Source organism: Bacteroidales bacterium, assembly GCA_013141385.1.
In the GTDB taxonomy this organism is placed as follows: Bacteria; Bacteroidota; Bacteroidia; order Bacteroidales; family Tenuifilaceae; genus UBA8529.
The window spans coordinates 172,568-194,736 of sequence record JABFRB010000014.1; the positions used below are offsets into that span (position 1 = coordinate 172,568).

Consider the following 22,169-nt stretch of genomic DNA (forward strand, 5'->3'; position numbering starts at 1 on the left):
GGGTTCCACCACAATTAAGAAATTGTTACGTTAATCTGCTTCCCAAATCCAATCTCTATCAATCGATAAAGGGTTGATAGCTGAATATCGCTATGACCGTTCTCAATTCTTGAAATAAAACTTTTTCGGGTTCCTGTTTTTCGTGCAAGATCCTCCTGAGTCATGTGCGCCTGTTTACGCTCTTCTCTAATAATCTCGCCAATGGCATAAGCTTTAGCCTTTATTTCAAATTCTGTTCTTTTTGCAGTGCCAAGAGAGCCATAACGCCTTTCTAAATGCTCATCGAAAGTTGTTATTTCCATACTTGTATTCTTTTCCTTTTTCATTTCGTCCTCCTTTTTGCGTTAAAATACTCCTCTTTAATTTGCAGGGCTCTATCAATCTCATTCTTTGGGGTTTTCTGCGATTTCTTTTGAAAACCATTGAATAGTACTACAAGATTTCCTTCATCAAAGCAGCAGAATATTCTATAAATATTGCCTTCAAACTCTATTCTGATTTCAAAAAGCCCGTCCGTTCCCTCCATGTATTGAAAGAATTTTCTTGGAATCTTTTCTGCAGTTATAATTAAGAACAAAACATAATCAATCTTGTCTTTTACTCTCTCACTCTGAGATTCAAAAAACTCTTCGAAGTAATTCTTAAAGAAAATAAGATTTCTTTTTCGCTCCATCAGGCAAAGTTAACGAATAATGGAACAAGATTCTAATTTTTTTATAAAAATATTGGTTAGCTGTTTACCTTGCTGGTGCTAACTTGCAGCCGTGTCTCTTAAAAACCATCACCAGCAAAGTCTTTCACATTCATGGTTAAGATAACAACCCTAACAAACTCTTCCCACATAACCTTAACAAAAAAGAATAATTAACACCATCCCCGTAACCTTAACATCCAATTCTTCCAATTTTCCCCAACCTCTTATCATTATCGCAAATTGCGATTATTTGGTTTTGGTTTGAAATGATTATTGTAAACCTGATGTCATAAATAACATATTATCCTGTATATCAAACAATTTTTTGAGTCAATAGAGTCGAGTTCACAAATTCAACGAAGTCAATACTGGAAGATATAAGCAAAAAATTAACCACTTGCTCTCCATTATTGGCATCGCAGAACTTCGTTTCTATCATTGACTTCATCAGACTCGCAAGCTCGGTTCCAACCTTCCATCATCGCATTAAATAATTGTATGTCTTTGCAAATAAACACATTATTGCATATCTTATACCGAACTCACATTATAATAAATTTTAATATAAAATTCACCCTATAAAATACATGAATTAACAATAATGTTTTTGTCTGGAAATACTAGCATTAATATATATTTATTAACTTATTGTTGGTTTATACCGACATTTTAAATAAAATATTTTGAATTATAAAATTAATTTGTATTTTTGTTGGGAATTACAAGCATTAAGTGCCAAAACAAATAATAGCGATGGTAAATACCAACAATAACTGGACAGCAATGAGCGATAACGCTATAATGGGTGCTATTGGTGAGTTTATTAAGCAAAAACGCCTTCAGGAAAATAAATCACAGTCCCAACTAGCCAAGGAAGCCGGATTAAACAGATGGACTCTTGGACAAATTGAAAATGGAGAATCCATTACGCTCACCTCGCTCATTCAAATTTTAAGGGTACTCAACCTTTTGCATTTGCTGGATATTTTTACCATTGATGATAAAATTAGCCCTATTGAATATGCCAAAATGAAAGAGAAAAAGAGGTTGCGTGCACGAAATAAAAATACAAAACCTGATTTAAAAGAGGATATGGGATGGTAGATTATGCTTATGCAAAAATATGGGATACGCTTGTTGGTGCTGTAACCTGGGATAGTAGGAGAAATCTGGCCGATTTTCAGTACGACAAAAAATTCTTGGAAAAGAATTGGGATCTATCTCCAATAAAAATGCCTATAAGTAATGGCGACCGTATTTACAGTTTTCCAGAGCTTTTACCATCAAAAGACAATACCGAAGATACGTTTAAAGGGTTACCCGGTTTACTGGCAGATTCGTTGCCCGATAAATACGGAAATCTTTTAATTGATAAATGGCTGGCACAAAATGGTCGTGCTCCAAACAGCATGAATCCAGTGGAGAAATTGTGCTTTATTGGAAATCGAGGGATGGGTGCGTTGGAATTTGAACCTAGCCAAATAAAAGCGGGTAAAAACACATTCTTAATCGAAATAAAAAGTTTGGTTGAAATTGCCCAAAAGATGCTTTTGGATCGTGAGCATTTTGGAACTGACCTGAATGAGGATGAACAGCATGCGATGAAAGAAATCCTGAAGATTGGTACTTCTGCCGGAGGAGCCAGACCTAAAGCCGTAATTGTCTTTAACGAAAAAACAAAAGAGGTAAGGTCGGGTCAAACGAATGCACCTAATGGCTTTGCACACTGGTTAATAAAACTCGATGGGGTAAGCGGTGTTCAGTTTGGCGAAAGCCATGGTTGGGGGCGTGTAGAGTACGCTTACCATTTAATGGCAAAGGCTTGCAATATTGAGATGATGCAATGTGAACTACTCGAAGAAAATGGTAGAGCTCACTTTATGACCCGAAGGTTCGACCGTGAAGGCAATACCACAAAACATCATATTCAAACTTTATCGGGAATACAACATTTCGATTATAGTAATCTGTATGCGTTTAGCTACGAGCAGGTATTTCAAACAATGCGTATTCTTAGATTAAAATATCCTGAAGCGGAGCAGATGTTTCGCAGAATGGTATTTAATGTTTTAGCCACCAATTGCGACGATCACGCCAAAAACTTCTCATTCCGACTTAAAAAAGATGCTAATTGGGAATTATCTCCGGCTTATGATGTGTGTTACTCTTTCGACCCAACAAATGCATGGGTAAATCAACAGACCTTAAGCATAAATGGCAAGCACAAAAACATTGACAAGGGGGATTTAATGACTATTGCCAAAGCAAATAACATTAAGAAAGGTGAAAAAATTATTGATGATATTAACGAGACTGTAAAAAACTGGGGTGATTTTGCGGCAATTGCTAAAGTAAGAGCAGATCGGCAAAAAGATATTCAGGCAAACTTGCATTTGCTTAAATAAACATGTGGTTAACGTGGAACTCACGTTATTATATTCAATGTTGTTTTTGTTGTTTTCATCTACACATTAAATGCTAGCAAGAATAAAGTATTCCGTATCATGAAAAATAATTTTAATAATTACACACCGAAAAAATATCCATTTTTTCACTATCTTTACTATAACATCTATTAAACATAAGCATTTAAGAAATGTAATAGAAACCCAATAAATAAGATTAGACATGAAAACAAGCCCACTTTCACCTCTAGCCGGAAAAAACAAACCTGTAAATTGGTTTTTTGCATTTAAGTTCAATAGCGAATCATATCCTGGCTGTACCGATGAAGGAAAAACTCCTCCAGTTGGATCAAAAGGAATTTTTGGTGGAACTGTCCAAGAATATAAAAATGGACATAGCCAGCAATATGTTTTCGCAACCGATCAAAACCCTACGCTTGTAAAAGGTGAGGGTTGTATTGGAGCAACGCTGGACGATCCATTGGGAGCAACCTTTGCACAGGTATATTTAACGGATGATTACAACTACATGATTTGGAATGATCAGTTTTATAATGATCCTCCTCAATTTCCTAAATACCTTGGAGCTCCATGGGGTCACTCCAAAGGAATGCTAGCATGGGATGATGATGGAAATGGTTTTGTACTACAAGTTTCTACTCCATCATGGCCTGCTTCGGGTGGTAAAAAGAATCCAAGACAAACGGATGGCAATACCCTTGGATGCATTAAAGATGATGATGTTGAGGTTAGCCAACATTTTTTCTGCTTAAAAATAAACAAGGATGATTTAGTAATCATACTAAATGCATTAATAAACGCAAGTGTTGTTACAAATCCTACCATACCTCAAATTGTGAAAAATGGTGGGCCAGCAGATGTACAAACTTTGGTAAAGAAGGTTGGTAAAGAGTCAAAAAGCACAACGTTTACAAAGGCAACACTATCGAGTGGGGTTCAGATTTTATCAAAACCCTCAGCAATTGCAGGTCCAGTTTGGCAATTGGTTTCATCGGAATTAGGAAGCATCCCACTGAGAGTAGCCAGCTGGTGGGAACAACCTGCTATTTATTCTACAAATAAGGATACTCAAATAACATGCTGGCCTAATGGTTTGAATAAACCTGGGGCTGTTGAGATTGCCACAACTGGAACATGGGATGGAAAAATCATTGGCTTTTTAGGAGGAGCACATCCATCCTGTAATCATGCAAAAGTAGCCGTTTCAACAGATACATCTTTGCCATATTCAATTTTCGGGGATATGAACCAGCAAGGTACTTTAGTGCCAATAAGCGAGAAAAGCGGTGAACCTGAAACTTGTAAGATTAGCCAAAATGCAAGGGGAGGATTATTTTACGTGGTAAATAACCAAAAACTTTTTGAAAGCGTTTCCGCTTTGCTAAAAGGGAACTCAGCACCTCTTCAACAGGCAACTAGTAATGGAAAAAAATAAAGAGAGATTTCTTGAAAATAGCCTTTCGGATGTAATGAAATAGCATGATGAATTGGATATTTCATAAGATATTAAGGAGAATGTATAAAAAAACCACTCATTGGACATGAGTGGTTTTTTTATGATAATATGGATGTTTTAGAATCCCGTCTTTGGTACTTTTTGCCAAAGGATAAGAACACCTACACATGCCCTATCCTGCCCTATATCTTTGATTTCGGCTTTAGCAGCAAGTAAAGTAATTTCAACAATTAACCTCCTTGTTTTTTCAATGGTAAACCCAATGGATTCGAGGTAATCATCATCTTTATTGTCGTAAAAAACCTCCTGCGATACAGGATCGATTAAACGGATATGGATTGGATAAAACTTTGCTTCTGAGCATACAATAAATTTATAATCCTTTTCGCCAAAAAGGGTTACACTAAAACTATTGACAACATTTGTTTGAAGAAGTGCATTCTTAGATTGTCCGTATACATTCATATCCTCCCTATTCATAAGAACTAAACAGGTTCCCATCCTATTATAATCCCTACATGGTTGTGCTGAAGCAATATTAACGCCAATTGCTAATGTAATTGTTATTAGTAGCCACTTCATCTTTTAGTATTGTTGATTAACAATTTTATTTCGAATAATAGATACCTTATTTTTCAATAAGTTAAAATTTGCTTCACTTGTAGTTCCTTTATTGTTATCAGATATCTTAACTTTTACTCCTTTTGAGTCCATCCTTTTCGTAGAAGTTGAAGCATTTGCTCTTTCATCTTTGCCTTGTTTAAGTACTTCTCTAATTGTTGTCAAATCATCAAGCAATGCTTTAAGTGATGATTCATCTTTACAAAAGACTAGGAAACTACTGAAAAAATTCTCATAGAATTCACCAATATCGTAAACCGATGAAACTAACTTAGGCTGGCTCTTCACATCAGTTATGGAACTTGAGGTTAAATAAAGTGCCTCAACGATAGATCCAATGCCAATTATTGAAAACACCATATTATTATCCGTTTGATCCAGAGAGTTGAAAACATCGGAAGAAAGTTCAACAGAAATCTGCTTAAGAGAATCGAGGTTAGAAGAATTAGCCTCCATCCTTTTAAAGTAAGTCTCCTTGAAAAGGTGCTCAATGCCAAGTTTTACCGAAAATTCCTGGAGGGTTGTTAAATATTTAAGCGATTGAGTATTTTTTTCATATACACTTAAGTAGTAATAATCGCAAAAATACATGCCAAAATACAGAGATTGATTCCGGAATAAGTTAATTTTTTCAATGTCTACAAGAGGGTAGATTGAGTTTTCTTTATAGGCAAGACCTTCGTCCTTTACAAAGCTCATGAGTTCCTGTGGTGAAGGCAAAAGATATTCGATTCGCTGCCTATTGATTGAATCGTTCTTTTGTGCTAAGATATCTGCCTCTTTCTTCTTGGATTCGTTTACACATCCAAAAAGATTTAGGAGGAGAAAGCTGATTAATAGTAAACTAGTTTTTTGTTTCATTTTACTTCATTCCTTTTTCTAAAATGAATTTATATTTCTTAACTACCCTGTAAAAAGTCTCCGTTTTGCTAATTAGTTAGTGCAATATATAAAAAATTTCAAAGTAGTTTTCAAAAAAAAATATTATGGCATATTTTTAAAAGGATTTCTCAGATTCTGCTGATAGATTTTTTGAATCATTTTAACTGTTTTTGTCAAAAGTTCAAAAACTAGAATATTGTATAAAAAGGTTATCATTAACCAAATCACTATCAAATTAAACCAGTATGTTTCAATTAGTAAACCTCCAATTCTTTTACAGGGTGCAAAAAAGTGCGCTCTACCATTTCTCGATTGGGAAAGCCTGAATATGGGATCCGTTTTAATAAAAATTTCTGATTCAACTTGAATTACCTGATCGCCCGCAGAGCGATTCTGAACAAGATCACTAATTGCCTTATTGACAAATCTTTGCTTTAAGGCATTTAAACCATCAACCCCATTACAGCTTTTTGATAGAGTTTCAGTAATTACATCTTTTTGAATATGAACCCTATTTAGAGCCGATGAAAACTGTGAACGTTTCTGTTCTATCTCCTTTTTAGCAGAATTAATAAGTTCCTGATCGGTTAATGATTTTGGTTCATCTATATCAAGCATCAACAACCCATTCCTTAATAATTTTAGTTTCTTCTCGTGCAATGCTTTATCGTTTGAAGAAGAATAATCATCAATTGCTGAATTGAGCATCGGAATTATATAGAAAAGCCTTACCCTATTGTAACTCTCCTGAGTGTTAATTTCAGTATATTTTTTTTGATAATTGTTATCGTTAAATTGTTTTACGGTTAAGGCTTCAAATGCCCAACGCGAGGCCATAACCTCACCAATTATTGGTACTTTTTCCTGATCTCCAACTTTATAATTAAGTTGATCGAACTTTACAACAACGCCACTAAAGAGTATTTGAGGTATCAAAAGGAATGGAACAAGAACATATATTGCAGGCACCGATTTTAAAGTAGACGAAATTATTAATCCCAAGAGATTTGCTAAAACAGATAAGGAAAAAAGGATCAACCAGAAACTAAATGTAAAATCAGGTATTTGAAATAGTATTATTCCAAAGATAGTAAGACAGAAGGATTGAAATGCGCTAAGCAATACAAAGAATATAACTTTAGAGTTATAGTAGCTCAACATGCTCAGGTTAAAAAAGGCCTCCCTTTTTAACATTCTACCATCCCTAATAATCCCCTCAGCGCTGACAATTAAGCCAATGAATAGGGCAGAAATAATCGACATGAAAAAATATGCTGGAAGATTTGCGTTCTCAAAGAAGATATACTCGTAGCTACCGCTTTTAGTAGTAGCAAATTGCTTTGTAAAAAAAGCTAATAGCAAACTAATAATCGGTGCAATTGACACTGACAGGAGAACAAACTCCCAATCACCTAGTTTAGTGAGTGTTGTTCGCTTAAAGAAAAGTTTAAACTGTTTAAAAGGTGTTGGTTTGCGATATTTTCCTATTGGAATTGGGTTATTCGCCCATATACTATAGCTGTTTTTTAGGTCATCTAGATAGAACTGATGCCATTTGCTTGGGTCTATTTTACGGTCACTTGTTAGTTCACCGTATTGATTTACCTGCTTCTCATCAACAATTTCAAAAATTAAATCTGGATTGATATGTCCACAGTAATCACAAGCAATTTCTTTTTTATCAACTCTATCACCTTTTTGTTTAAAGTAAAGTATTGATTCAATAGGATTGCCATAAAATATGGGATAACCACCTTTATCTAAAATAAGTATTGAATCGAAAAGTTTAAATATTTCCGATGATGGCTGATGAATATTAACAAAAAGCAACGTTCCTTGCAGAGATAACTCTTTGAGAAGGTTCATAACATTTTCCGAATCCAAGGAGGAGAGTCCGGAAGTTGGTTCGTCAACAAAAAGTATTTCTGGTTTTCTGATAACCTCCATCGCAATGTTTAACCGCTTGCGCTGCCCTCCACTTATCAATTTTTTTAATGGAGAGCCAACTTTTAGATCTTTTATGCTATAGAGTTCAAACTCAAGAAGGGTTGACTCAACTCTACGAACTATTTCCTCATCCGATAAATTTCCCAACGTTAATTTTGAGGAGAAAAGAATATTTTGGAAAACAGTTAATTCCTCAATTAGTGAATCCTCCTGTGGAACAATCCCAATAATACTTTTAAGGCTTTCGCCTTTTCCTTCGAGTAGAACTCCATTAATCTCAATCCTGCCCCTGTTAAGCGGGTAATTTCCACAAAGCACATTCATGAGGGTTGATTTTCCTGTGCCACTTCCACCCATAATCCCAATCAACTCTCCCGATCTTGCATCGAGAGTTAGCTGTTGAATTGCTGTAAACCCATTAGGGAATTTATATTCTATATCCTCCGCCTTGAAATAGATGTCGTGCACTGCCTCATGGTAAGAATAGGTTCTTAGAATATTACCATAGTATATCGGTTTTATATTCTTCCCAGAAATAAAAGAACCATTCTTTAATGTATATACATGTCGAGAAAAGATTGCCTGTTTGTTGACCTCAAGTGTTAAAGCCCCCCTGTACCTAAAAAGAAGTAAATTAGAACTAGCCAAATAGAGAAAAATCAAATACCCGTTAAGGTTTTCATTTTCAAGAAACTTAATTTCTTCAAAGTCTGGGTTTTTATTGCCAACAATAAGGAGTTGTTTTTTTTGCGGTATTTTGTAAATCTCGCCAAAAATGAATCGAATCAGGTTAAGAAATTCCGTCTTATTAATCTTTAACTCAAGAACAATTGTATTAACAAATACCTTAAAAGGTTTTTCTATGCTAAAACTGTTATAAAAAGATATCTCTGAGTATAGAATAAAATCGAGTAGGTTAATGAGTATCTGATACTTCTCCCTAAGGTTACACTCCTGATTAATCGACTTACAAACAACTGCTAGCTGATTCTGAAAGTTTGTGTTTTTCTTGAATAGCTCTGTATATTTTATGTAAACTTCAACCTTTTCATTTGCAATTTTCTTCCCAAAAGCTTTTCTCAGGTAGTTTTCAATGTATTTTCGAGTTAAAAGCTGTTTTTCGTCTTTCTTCAAATTCTGGATTATGGCAAGAAATTGAAGTAAAGCGTTAAGCATCGACTCATTCATGATCGCTGATTTTGAAAGAAATGCCAATTGTAACGCCCTTATCCTTGGTCAAGTCTACCCAGTATGAACCCTGATGTATACTCAACACATTTTTGGCTAATGCTAAACCTATTTCCTGCTCAATTGAGGTTGAATTAAATATCTCAAGAATACCCTGCTTGGGGTATGATATATTATCAATAAATATTTTACAATCTATTTTTTCGTTATCAGCACTAAAATCAATTCGAATTGCGCCATTCTCTTTGGTTATGTTAATAATTTTATCGAGTATAGCATTAAAACCATGAAACAGTAAATCCTTATCTCCATATAAACTCACTTTCGATTCAGGGGTATTCACATTTAATTTTATCTTTTCAAACTCCAAAAACTCAGTAAGTTCTAGCACTGAAAAACGAACAATCTCGTCAAGATTAAGAAATGTTTTCCTTATTGGGTAATTACCTAACTTTAAATCAGAGGATAATGTGGCTTTAAAAGTAAACTCAACTAACTTTGATAAAGTTGTATCAATAATACCAAAAAATGGAACCAACTCAGGATCGTCAATCTTTTCCTTAATAAGTTGTACAGGAGCACTTATATTGTTAAGAAGAGTCCTTATCTCGTATGTTATATTACGAATAAATACGGCTTTTTGCTGGTTTATTTCATTAGATTCTGCTATGTCTAAAATTTTATTTTCGTTACTAACTGTATATTTTAATTGTATATCATCTATTTTCTCCTCATTCGTATTATGAGCTATCTGTTTTAATACCAAATCACTAATTAGTAAGTTATCAGGTGGAACTATTGATGTATTTAAAATATAATCGATAGTAATTTCCTGCCCTGATTTTAATCTAAAGAAAAAAGTAGGAATCCCGAAATCTCTATATTGCTTCTTAATAATGTTGAGATCTTTAGGTTGTTGCTCGGATAAATACTTAATATTAATGAGTATTACATCTATTATTTTTTGTTTGATTAGATTGATGTATTGCAAATGATCCTCTGAATACAAGAAATGGCAACAGGTAATATCTTTAAAGATTTTATTATATTCCGAAGTATTAACATTCGAGTCTATAATTAATACTTGAATAACACTTTCATTATTACTCATGATACTATTTATTAAGGATTAATCTTATCAATCATAATAGTTTTACATCCAACATTTAAAATAATCTCAAATAATTATTGCATAAAACAGCTACTCACATGCTAAAAGTTGATTCATTTTTTGCATTAAGAAATTCTTATTGTAAGGCTTTGTGATAAAAGCGGAGCATCCTGCCGACAAAGCAATTTCCTCATCGTTTGGCATAGCAAAGGCAGTAACAGCAATTATGGGTACATTCTTATCGGCAACTCTAATAATTCGTGTTGCATCCAGTCCATCCATTCCTGGCATCCTAATGTCCATAAGGATAATATCGGGTCTCTCGTTGGTGAAAACCTCAATTGCCTCATCACCATTCACTGCGTTTAAAATAGTTATACCAGTGCTAGTCAAGAATAACTTAACCATCATCAAGTTTACTCTATCATCCTCAACAATCAACACCTTTTTCCCAATCCAACTGTAGCTTACTGTAGCCATGATTAATCAGTTTTAGATAGTTAATAATAATATTTGCTGCCATCTTGAACAAGTTACGCTTTTTTTTAATAAAAGTTTTCTCGCAAAAATCATTAGTGGAATAAAACAATAGCTTAAAAGCATTTGAATTATTTTTTTGTAAATGATTTGATGAATTTTGGTAATTAATATAATAAACGCTTTTAAAATATATCTATTTATTATTCAAATCTTTATATATATTGATTTTATTAGCATTAACAATTTTTATACTGTTTTGCTTTCTATAAAATATATTCTTTTCAATCAATCAATCCCTCGTCATGTGCAAAAATGGTGATATATATCATTAATGATTAAAAACAACCTCGCTTTCTTAATTCAATTAATCATATTCAATACATTGTTCTCTGAAGATATTTCTAATAAGATAAAGAACTACAATTCTGATTGGTTTCTAATCAAATATCAGTTGTATGAAAAACATTTTTCTTAAAATAAGAAAAATCTTGAGACTTAATTGTATGCACAGCCATTCCCTAGGGTATTATTATAAAATAGGGTCACAGTTCAATGATATTAATTCCTATTTATATCTGTTTAATAAATGTACCAAGAGCTATAACCTAAAAACAAGCGTTGAAATATGCTTCTCAAAATCTTTAAAATTTGGTAGTACTATCAAAGATGTTAAGAAAAAACTCCACAAACATCGCTATCAACATTTTAGCAATAAAGTCCTAAATACTGAGATACTGTTGTACAGAATGTTAGTTGGTAATTATAAAGTAAAAATTCAGTTTCAATTTTATAACAACAAGTTTTTTTTATATATCTACACTTTCTCCCACAATAACAAATCTGAGAATGAAGAAATAATAAGCATCCTCCTCAGCAAATATTTATCTGACCAAACCATTTTCGCAAATCAAATTATTATTGACAAATTAAATAATTGCCTGAGTATTGAAAATAGTATTGATTTAACAATTTACCGCCTTTCATTAGATAGTGAATTCTTTAATCAAGAAATATTTCCAAAACTAAACGTTGAAGAACTCCCGAAAAGAGAAGATTGTATTCAAGTTCAAGAATCTTATCAAAGATTGTAAATAGATTAGAGTTTCCAACTAGAGGTTTATTAACAATATAAATATGAAGCCTATTTTTAGTTTCGAAAACACTATAAGAATTCAAGGGTCAATTATCGCATTGATAAGCCTTATAAGCATTTATGGTTGGTTAAACAACATTCTTATACTATCCAGTTTTAGCAAAGAGTCTATACCTATGGCTCTGGACTCCGCATTTATATTTATTATTTATGGAATAATCTTAATAATAAGATCTCATAAATCTTCAAATTACAAATCTAAAATAGCAACTATAGTTTCAATAGCAGTATTTACTATTTATGGGTTCCTGAAATCGGCAGAATTCTTTGTCAACATCGATTTAACTTTTGAAAACTATTTATTCCCAATAACTGAAAAACTTGGCCCATTCCCTTTAAAAAGGATGTCGCCAGTTACTGGTTTTCTATTTTTAATAGTAGGAATCTCATTTTTAATAAAAATTAAATATGGTGAATATCGCAAAACAAATAATTTAATTAGCATCCTTGGATTATTAGTTGCTTTCCTTGGGTTTACAGTAATATTAGGACATTTATTTCAGACTCCACTACTCTACGAAAGTAAAATAATACCAATGGCTTTAACCACTGCCATTTGTTTTCTTTCCCTTGGAGTTTCAATTGTATTTATTGGTGGACGAAAGAATATTATAACCAAACAATTTGTAGGTAAAACACCCTATAATATTCTTATTAGGACTATAATTCCGATTCTATTTACTGTTATCCTTGTTCAGGGTCTAATCCTTAGAGATTTTGGCCATACCAAAATCATAAACTATGCTTTTTTATCGGCAATACTGAGTTTGATCCTAATTATCATTACAAGCATCATTATTATTCAAACATCCAAAACTGTTTTTAGGAATGCTATAATTGCCGAAAATAAAAGTAAGCAGGCAGAAGCAATGATTCAAATAAAAAATGAACTACTAAAGTTTACTGGGGAAATAGCCAAAATTGGAGGCTGGGAGTATATTACAGAAACACATGAGAGTACCTTTACCGATGAGGTTGCCAAAATCTTTGAATTAGATCCCAATCAGGAACTTAATACTGATTTGTTGGCTAAATTCTTCAAATCCGATTCAAAAAAAGATTATGATATCGCTTTAAAAAATGCTATAAAAAATGCTTTCTCGTATGATTTAGAACTCAACATTATTACAAATACAGGTAAACAAAAATGTATAAGAGCAATTGGGATACCAATTAGTGAAGATTCTAAAGTTGTTAAAATTAGAGGTGTTATTCATGATATAACCGAAGAAAACGAGTATGAGAAAAAGCAACAGTTTTTAAAAACAATATTATCTCTACTAAATAATTCTAATGAGTGGAACTCGCTAATCAGTAATATTCTATTAAGAATAAAGGAATTCTTTAATATTGATGCAATTGCAATTCGAATTAATGATGGGAAAGATTTCCCATATTATAAAACAATTGGATTCCCAGACGAGTTTTTAGGTTCAGAACAATTTATTTGTTCAAGAAACGCAGATGGAGAAATCCTATTTGAACAAGATAAGAAACCTGTATTTGAATGTTATTGTGGTGCTGTTATCAATGACAAAACTGATTCGACTAAACCATATTACACCCCGTATGGCAGTTTCTTGTTGAATGGTTCAATTTTTTTAAATCGGTACATCCAAAAAAATGATTTGCCTTTCAAATTTAGAAACCGCTGTGTTCGTGAATATGAATCAACCGCTTTAATCCCCCTTCGTTCAGATAATGAGATTATAGGACTCCTTCAACTAAATGACAAACATAAAAACATGTTTCCATATGAAACTATATCATTTATTGAAGAGATAGGTTCTTTGATTGGTATTGCCTTTAAAAAAATACAAACCGAAAATCTAATTAGAGACAATGAAAAGCGATTTAGAACAATATTCGAATCAGCGGCAGTTGGTGTAGCTCTTTTAAACCTAAATACATGGAAAACAATTGAGATTAATAAAAAATATTGTGAAATTCTTGGCTATACCCAAACTGAAATGCTAAATATAAACCTACAAGATATAACCTATGAAGAAGACAAATCAGATTATTCTGATTTAAAAGGATTGCTACTAAACGGTGAGATTAAGGAGTACTCAACGGTTAAAAGGTATTATCACAAAAATGGGAATATTGTATGGGTAAATCTATTCATTTCTTCAATTCCTATATATGACGATACTTCAAAATATCTCATTGCTGTTGTTGAAGATATTTCGGCGCATAAGGTTATTGAAAGGGCATTAAGGGATAGCATGGAACATTTTCGTTCTATTACGCAAACAGCCGGTGATGCAATTATTAGCATTGACGAAGAGGGTAAAATTATTACATGGAATAACGCAGCATGTTCAATTTTTGGTTATTCTGAGGGAGAAGCAATTGGTTTAGTTTTACACACCTTAATCGTTCCAAATAAGAATCACAATAAAGTTTTAGAAGGTTTTCAGAAATTCATTCAAAGCGGCGAAGGACTTGTTGTAGGTAAAACTTTAGAGGTAGAGGCTTTAACAAAAGAAGGAAAATTAATTCCTGTTGAACTTTCAATCACGTCATTCAAAAAAGGAAATCAATGGCATGCAACAGGAATTGTTAGAGATATCACAGAACGAAAAAATGCCGAATGGTCAATTCATAAAAGGGTGAAAGAAATTCAATGCTTACAGAATATTACCCGTATCACTGATAAGGAAAACTTAACACTTGGTAAGTTTGTAAATAAAGTGGTAAACATAATACCATCTGGATTTCAATATCCTGAAAAAACTCACTGCAGAATTGTATTAAAAGATCAAATTTTCCAAACGGACTCCTTTGTAGAAAATGAATCTAGGTTTAGGGCAAATATTGTTAATAAAAACAAACAAATTGGGTATATTGATATCTGTCTAAGTGATTATTCTGATCATAACAAACGCTCTATCCTAAAAGAAGAAAAGGGTTTAATTGCTTCTATATCACAAATCCTAAATGAGTTTATTGAACGAAAGCGAAAAGAACAAATTCAAAAAATAATATACAACAGCGCTATAGCCGTTGATTCCTCTAATAGTTTGGCTGACTTAATCGAGTATATTAAAAACCAAATCGGTTTACTCATTGATACTACTAACTTTTTTGCTGCTTTATATGATGAAGAAACGGATAGTATATCATTACCATACCACAAAGATCAAAAGGGTAGTATAACAAAATTCCCAGCGGGGAAAACGTTAACAAAGCATGTTATAAAAATGCAAAGACCGCTTCTTGCTACAAAAAAACAAATTGATGAACTTGAAAAATTAGGTATAATTGAAACTATAGGCAACACAGCAGCTGTATGGCTGGGCGTTCCACTAATTGTTAAAGGTAAAATTACTGGAATATTTGCAGTGCAAAGCTATGATGATGAACATGCTTACAATTTAGATGATTTAGAAATGCTCGAATTCATATCTCGCCAAGTAAGTATTTCTATAGAACGTAAAAAAGTAGAACAGGATTTAAAAGCTGCATTATCAAAAACTATGGAATCGGATCGTTTAAAATCAACATTCCTAGCTACAATGTCTCATGAACTTAGAACTCCTTTAAATGCAGTGATTGGTTTCTCTGAAATGATGCTTAATGAAGTCGACATAACCAGAGTTCCTGAATTTGCTGGCGTAATCAATAATAGCGGTTTAAACCTATTGGAAATCATTGAAGATATATTTGATATCACTTTACTAGAAAGCGGAGAGGTTAAGGTTAGCAAAAGCGAATTTTCGTTAAGTCCACTCATGGATGATATTAAGATTATTATTGATCTAGAAAGGGAAAAGTTGGGTAAACAAACCTTAGATGTTAAATTTAACCCTCCAAAGGATCTAAATACTCTTACGATTAATACGGATAGATCAAAACTAAAGCATATACTCATTAATCTGCTTAAGAATGCACTGAAATTTACATTTGAAGGATATGTTGAGTATGGCTTAAGTATTGAAAAATCTGATAATAAGATAATAAAATTTTATGTCAAGGATACTGGTATTGGAATTCGTGATGAGGATACCGAGATTATTTTCGAGAACTTTAGACAGGTAGATGATTCTAATACAAGAATTTTTGGAGGGACAGGCATAGGGCTATCTGTAGCAAAAAAGTATTCTGATATGATTGAAGGTAAAATTTGGGTGGAATCAACATTTGGAAAAGGATCAACCTTCTACTTAACATTGCCTTATATTGAACCTGTTGTCAAGACAGCAAAAATAAAAGAGGATCAATCTATTTCACTTAAATTTCCAGGAAAAACCATCCTAATAGCTGAGGATGAGGCTTCAAACTATGAATTGCTAATAGTCTACTTAGAAGATTTGGAAGTAAATACATTATGGGCCCACGATGGCGAAGAGGCTGTGTCCATTTGCGAATCAAACAGTAATATTGATCTAGTATTAATGGATATTAAGATGCCTAAAATGAACGGTTTAGATGCCACTTCGAAGATAAGAAAGTCGTACCCTAGTTTGCCCATTATAGCACAAACAGCCTTTGTCCTCCATGGCGATGACGAGAAAGCATTTGAGGCAGGGTGCAATGATTATATTGGTAAGCCTATTAAAAGAAGAGACTTACATAACCTCCTTTCTAAATATCTACACAGTTGAACATAATTAGGGATTTCTCCAATATATAAAATGAAAATTAATAGAATCAAGCACAATGATCAACTTTCTGTCAGTCCTAAAAAATTCTTTAAAAGGGATACACCTAGTTTTATTCATTTAATAGTTATCAAAAACTAAAAAGCAAAACTACTTAACCTTTTACAAATCAAATTGTTTAACTGTGAATATCTATACCCTCTATGCAAGGATATTTGTATACAAAATGGTTGTTTTTATTGTATCTTTAATTGTTTTGCAATCACTAAAATCGAACAAATTATGGCAAAAAAAATTAAGAAATTATTTGTTCTCGACACAAACGTCATCCTTCACGATTTCAACTGTATATATCACTTTCAGGAGAATGATATTGTGATCCCCATTGTTGCACTTGAGGAGTTAGATCATTTCAAGAAAGGGAATGAAATGATTAACTATCATGCCCGTGAGTTTGCCCGTGAACTCGATAAGATTGCTGGTGACAACCTATTCAATGGTGGAATTAAACTTGGTAAAGAGCATGGAAAACTCAGGATTGAGACAGGGAAACCATTCTCGAAGGAAATGCTTGAATCCTTTGCCGAGAAAAGTCCAGATCACAGGATACTGGCCATTGCCAACTTTCTACACAAGAATAATCCCGAACGTCCTGTTATACTGATATCAAAGGATATCAATTTAAGGATGAAGGCTAAATCACTGGGATTAACTGCTCAGGATTACCTATCGGATAAAGTTCAGGATATTGATATACTGAAAAAAGAGATAGAAATTATTTCAGATATTGATGATTCCAATATTCAGCAGATGTATGAAAAACACGAAGGGATATCGGCAAAAGAGCTGAAAATTAAACCATTTCCAAACCAGTTTTTTATTATTAAAGGCAATAAGTCAAGTGCTTTAGGACGTTACGATAGAGCATCTGAAACAATCAGAAGGATAGAAAAACTTAAAACTTATGGCATTGAGCCACGCAACTCAGAACAAACATTTTCGCTCGATGCGCTACTACGCCCTGAAATACAACTTGTTTCGTTAACTGGAAAGGCTGGTACAGGAAAAACATTACTTGCACTAGCCGCAGCACTTCAACAGGAAGCCAATTTCCAACAAATCCTTTTGGCACGTCCAATTGTAGCTCTCTCGAATCGTGATTTAGGATTCCTACCCGGGGATGTTAACGAGAAGATTAGCCCATACATGCAGCCTTTGTTTGACAACCTTTCGGTAATTAAAAATAAGTTCAAAAGTGCTAGCAAAGAGTATCAGCATATTGAAGAAATGCAACGCACGGATAGATTGGTCATCACACCTTTAGCATATATCAGGGGAAGAAGTTTGTCAAATGTATTCTTTATTGTTGACGAGGCGCAAAACCTTTCGCCCCACGAAATAAAAACGATTATAACCCGTGCTGGCGAGGGATCTAAGTTTGTTTTCACAGGTGATATTCAGCAAATAGACCACCCTTACCTTGATATGAAATCGAATGGCTTATCATACCTATCCGATAAGATGCATGGTCAGGAGATATTTGCTCATATCAACCTTGTTAAAGGGGAACGTAGCTTTCTGGCTGAACTTGCTAGTAATTTGTTATAAAAGCACTTAAAGTTTGGAGTGCCTTAAGTACTCTAGGCACTTCAAACTTAAAACACTCTAGGCACTTATAAATATTTGACTCCCCCAGTATCTTTGCATACCTTTAACAAGTTACTGGGGTTTTTAATCTCCCAATATTTACAATAATACCATGGCATACAAAGAACTTTTTGTGCTTCGGCATGCAAAATCATCATGGGATGAACCTGATAAAGATGATATTGATAGAGCCTTAACTACAAGAGGCATAAACGATGCGTACTCTATGGCAAATCGATTAACAAAACAGCTAAAAATGGTAGATTTAATTTTTACAAGCCATGCGAACAGGGCAACACATACATCAACTATTTTTGCTGGAGTAATTGGTTATCCATTTGAAAAAATAAGAATTACATCAAAGATTTATGAGGTAAGCGAAATACAACTCGTTACATTAGTCAAAGGCCTTCCAGATGAAATTGTGAGAGTACTTATTGTAGGCCACAACCCAACATTTACATACTATGTGAACAGGTATCTACCAAAATCAATAGATAATATCCCTACCACAGGAATTGTTGGAATGTCATTTAACACAGCCTCCTGGAAAAATATTTCAAGAGAAAATTTACAATCAAGTTTCTTTGAATTTCCAAAAAAGGAGCAATAAAGTAATATATTTGTCACAGTAAGAATTTTCAGAGATGTCCAAAAAGAAAGAAATAGTAAATCGTGAACTTAGCTGGTTATCGTTTAATGATAGAGTCCTTCAGGAAGCTGCTGATGAGTCGGTTCCATTGGTTGAACGGTTGAAGTTTCTAGGCATCTTTTCAAATAACATGGATGAGTTTTTTAGAATTCGGGTTGCAACAATTCGAAGATTGATGGAATTTGAAAAGGGTGCGAAGGAACTCTTTGGCGGAAAACCACGAAAAATTCTTGAAAAAATACAGCAATTCGTAATACTTGAGCAGAATAAATTTGATTCTATATATAGTAAGATTCAAAAAAAACTGGCAAAGGAGAATATCATACTAATAAATGAAAAAGAGCTTTGCAACGAGCATGCAATTTTCATCCGAAATCTATTCAAAGAGGAGATTTCCACTCTGCTCTCGCCAATAATGCTTAACGCTGTTAGCAAGTTCCCGGAACTAACCGACAGGTCTATATACTTAGCAGTAAAACTCACAAAAAAAATAATCCCAGGGAAATTCGAATACGCTTTAATAGAGGTTCCTACATCTCAATTTTCAAGATTTATTCAACTACCTGAGATTGATAACAAAAAAAACATCATCCTTTTGGAGGACGCTATTAGGTTTTGCCTTGATGATGTATTTAGCATTTTCCCTTACGATACTTTTGAGGCTTGGATCATCAAAATAACCCGTGACGCTGAACTCGATGTTGATAATGATATAAACGAGAGTTTGCTCGAAAAAATATCAAAAGGCGTTAAAAATAGGCGCAAAGGCGAACCCGTTCGTTTTGTTTATGATTCAAAGATTGCACCTGATCTACTTAAGTATTTCATTAAAACATTAGAACTCGATAATGAGGATACCATAATACCGGGTAGCAGATATCATAACTTTAAGGATTTTATGAGTTTTCCAAAACTCGGTAATCCAAAATTGGTCTACGAACCCTTAACCCCAGTCAAAAAGCCTGAACTTGAGAATACAAAAAGCATAATCTCCGTAATCGATAAAAAGGATTTTCTTCTTCACCACCCATACCATAGCTTTTCCTACTACATCAAAATGCTTCGTGAGGCTGCAATTGATCCTAAGGTAAAAGCAATTAAAATCACCATATATAGGGTTGCCTCAGAATCAAAGGTTGTTCATGCTTTGATTAATGCAGCACAAAATGGTAAAAAGGTCACCGCTGTTGTTGAGCTGAGAGCCCGATTCGATGAAAGATCGAATATACACTGGTCGCACCAGATGGAAGAGGCTGGCATTAATGTAATTTTTGGGGTTCCCGGGTTGAAAGTTCATGGAAAAATGACCCTAATATCATGCCTCGATGGTAAAAAAGCATCAAGCTACGCAGTTGTTAGCACAGGTAACTTTCACGAAGGGAACGCAAGCCTTTATACTGACATAAATCTATTTACCGCCGATAAAAGGATAACTTCTGAGATCGAAAAGGTTTTCACCTTCCTTGAATTTAACTATCGCACATTCAGCTATAAGCATCTACTGGTATCACCAACAAATATGAGGCGTAAAATATATACCCTTATAGATACCGAAATTGCGAATGCTAAAAAGAAACTACCTGCATACATGCTTTGTAAAATCAACAATCTAGTTGACGAGGAGATGATTCATAAACTTTACCAAGCAAGCAAAGCAGGTGTTAAGATTCAACTTGTAGTAAGAGGTATATGCTCGCTAGTTCCTGGAATTCCTAATCAAAGCGAAAATATTGAAGTGGTTAGCGTTGTAGATAGACTCCTAGAACACTCTAGAATATTCATATTCGGCAACAATGGCGATGAGCGTTATTTTATCTCATCGGCGGATTGGATGACCCGGAACCTCGATTATAGAATTGAAGTTGCAACTCCCGTTTACGATGAAAATAACAAGAAGGAGTTAAGGCATATTCTTGAGGCTGCACTAAAGGATAACATGAAAGCTCGCATCATAAACCACAAGCAGGAGAACGAATTTAAAAAACTTAACTCCAACACGCCATACCGTTCACAAATGGAGCTTTACAATTACTATTTGGAACAAGAAAAACTAAAAATTCAAAAAAAGTAGAAATTGAAACTCCTAAAATTTGCCGCTATTGATATTGGCTCAAATGCCGTGCGTTTGCTATTTACCAACGTAATTGAGGACGAAAAAAAAACCACGTTCCGAAAATCCTCCCTAATCCGCATACCGCTTCGATTGGGAGATGACTCTTTTAACACTGGAGTAATCTCCGAAAAAAAGGTTAAGAAACTATCGCAAACCATGCTCGCTTTTAAATACCTAATGGATGTGCAGGAGGTTGTTGCATTTAGAACTTGTGCTACTTCTGCGATGAGAGAAGCGGAAAATGGCAAGGATGTGGTAAATCGTGTTAAAAAAGAAACTGGCATTGAAATCGAAATTATTGAAGGGAAAGAGGAAGCCGAGATAATCTACTCAAATCAGATTGTTGAAATGATTGACGACCTTAACCCTTACCTCTACGTTGACGTTGGTGGTGGTAGTACCGAAATAAGCCTTTTTGCAGAAAAGAAAAGAATTGCCACCCAATCATTTGATGTTGGAACAATCAGAATCCTCAGTAATAAGGTTGGCAAGAAAGATTTTCAGGTGATGAAGAAATGGGTTAAAGACCTCGATTTTAAAGGGAAAGAGGTTAAACTAATTGGTTCTGGAGGTAACATAAACAAGATTTTCAAGATATCTGGTATAAAGGATAACCAACCCTTACTATATAGCAATTTAGCCGAGATTCATAAGTTTATCAGCTTCTATAGCATCGAGGAGCGTATTAAAATATTAGGAATGAACCCCGACCGTGCTGATGTTATTATCCCTGCATCGGAAATATTCCTTAAAATTATGAAATGGTCAGATGCCAATCAGGTTATTGTTCCTACAATCGGAGTGTCTGATGGTATTGTACGTCAACTATATAAAGAGTACAGCCAGCAGAAAAAGGGAGTGTAGATTCAATGTTGTTGACTTAAGGATTTTATCATTAACACTTACAAATAAACCCCAACCCCTTAAAGGGGCTATAACAGAGTTGTACAGTGGGTTTAGCCTCCTCTTTTAACGTCAACTCAATGTAAGATGTCATCCTGAGCGAAGCGAAGGAACTTATATACTTCCCTCCTCTCAGCATGACAAAACAACAATCTAACACTATACTTAGGATCAGTTGACGTTACAACATAGTAAACGCAGCGCACAATTACACTCCCTTTCTTAAGTGGGCAGGAAGTTTTGATACAATTGCGATAATATATCGCATTTTGCGATACCGAGCAGGTGT

Annotated in this window: 15 protein-coding genes; 8 read left to right on the forward strand and 7 right to left on the reverse strand. The window is 34.0% G+C overall.

Going from position 1 to position 22,169, the window contains the following annotated elements; all coding sequences use genetic code 11:
* Positions 1–14: 14 nt before the first annotated feature.
* Together HOO91_07375 and HOO91_07380 are read right to left on the reverse strand one after the other, a co-directional pair.
* A complete protein-coding gene (locus HOO91_07375) occupies positions 15–326 on the reverse strand; it encodes a helix-turn-helix transcriptional regulator (protein NOU17360.1) in 312 nt (103 codons plus the stop codon).
* A complete protein-coding gene (locus HOO91_07380; GenBank protein NOU17361.1) occupies positions 323–673 on the reverse strand; it encodes a type II toxin-antitoxin system RelE/ParE family toxin in 351 nt (116 codons plus the stop codon). Before HOO91_07380 ends, HOO91_07375 begins: the two co-directional genes overlap by 4 nt.
* A gap of 774 nt (positions 674–1,447) precedes the next feature.
* On the opposite strand from HOO91_07380, the gene HOO91_07385 reads away from it, so the two are divergent.
* The 3 genes from HOO91_07385 (at position 1,448) to HOO91_07395 (ending at position 4,555) form a co-directional block, all read left to right on the forward strand.
* Positions 1,448–1,798, forward strand: a complete 351-nt coding sequence (locus HOO91_07385) for a helix-turn-helix transcriptional regulator (protein NOU17362.1) — start codon at positions 1,448–1,450, stop codon at positions 1,796–1,798.
* Entirely contained in the window at positions 1,792–3,099 is a 1,308-nt protein-coding gene (locus tag HOO91_07390; GenBank protein ID NOU17363.1) for a type II toxin-antitoxin system HipA family toxin, read from the forward strand. Before HOO91_07385 ends, HOO91_07390 begins: the two co-directional genes overlap by 7 nt.
* Positions 3,100–3,322: 223 nt before the next feature.
* Complete coding sequence (locus tag HOO91_07395) at positions 3,323–4,555, forward strand: hypothetical protein (GenBank protein NOU17364.1); 1,233 nt, start codon at positions 3,323–3,325, stop codon at positions 4,553–4,555.
* Positions 4,556–4,693: 138 nt separating this feature from the next.
* Here the strand turns inward: HOO91_07395 and HOO91_07400 are convergent, their stop codons facing one another.
* From HOO91_07400 to HOO91_07420, 5 genes are all read right to left on the reverse strand, one after another.
* Positions 4,694–5,158 (reverse strand): hypothetical protein, encoded by a 465-nt coding sequence (locus HOO91_07400; GenBank protein ID NOU17365.1) that lies wholly within the window; start codon positions 5,156–5,158, stop codon positions 4,694–4,696.
* Positions 5,159–5,161: 3 nt separating this feature from the next.
* Positions 5,162–6,058: a hypothetical protein gene (locus HOO91_07405; protein NOU17366.1), complete on the reverse strand. Its 897-nt coding sequence runs from the start codon at positions 6,056–6,058 to the stop codon at positions 5,162–5,164.
* A gap of 123 nt (positions 6,059–6,181) precedes the next feature.
* On the reverse strand, positions 6,182–9,214 hold the full coding sequence (locus HOO91_07410) for an ATP-binding cassette domain-containing protein (GenBank protein NOU17367.1): 3,033 nt from the start codon (positions 9,212–9,214) through the stop codon (positions 6,182–6,184).
* A complete protein-coding gene (locus tag HOO91_07415) occupies positions 9,207–10,325 on the reverse strand; it encodes a HAMP domain-containing histidine kinase (protein NOU17368.1) in 1,119 nt (372 codons plus the stop codon). Before HOO91_07415 ends, HOO91_07410 begins: the two co-directional genes overlap by 8 nt.
* Before the next feature lie 90 nt (positions 10,326–10,415).
* Complete coding sequence (locus HOO91_07420) at positions 10,416–10,805, reverse strand: response regulator (protein NOU17369.1); 390 nt, start codon at positions 10,803–10,805, stop codon at positions 10,416–10,418.
* 1,134 nt (positions 10,806–11,939) lie between these two features.
* On the opposite strand from HOO91_07420, the gene HOO91_07425 reads away from it, so the two are divergent.
* The 5 genes from HOO91_07425 (at position 11,940) to HOO91_07445 (ending at position 21,841) form a co-directional block, all read left to right on the forward strand.
* Entirely contained in the window at positions 11,940–16,568 is a 4,629-nt protein-coding gene (locus HOO91_07425; GenBank protein NOU17370.1) for a PAS domain S-box protein, read from the forward strand.
* Positions 16,569–16,847: 279 nt separating this feature from the next.
* Positions 16,848–18,173: a PhoH family protein gene (locus tag HOO91_07430; protein NOU17371.1), complete on the forward strand. Its 1,326-nt coding sequence runs from the start codon at positions 16,848–16,850 to the stop codon at positions 18,171–18,173.
* Between the two features lie 151 nt (positions 18,174–18,324).
* The gene (locus HOO91_07435; GenBank protein ID NOU17372.1) at positions 18,325–18,825 is read left to right on the forward strand and encodes a histidine phosphatase family protein; all 501 of its coding nucleotides are present in this window, start codon (positions 18,325–18,327) and stop codon (positions 18,823–18,825) included.
* 34 nt (positions 18,826–18,859) lie between these two features.
* Entirely contained in the window at positions 18,860–20,935 is a 2,076-nt protein-coding gene (gene ppk1 / locus HOO91_07440) for a polyphosphate kinase 1 (GenBank protein NOU17373.1), read from the forward strand.
* Between the two features lie 3 nt (positions 20,936–20,938).
* On the forward strand, positions 20,939–21,841 hold the full coding sequence (locus HOO91_07445) for an exopolyphosphatase (protein NOU17374.1): 903 nt from the start codon (positions 20,939–20,941) through the stop codon (positions 21,839–21,841).
* Positions 21,842–22,169 lie beyond the last annotated feature (328 nt).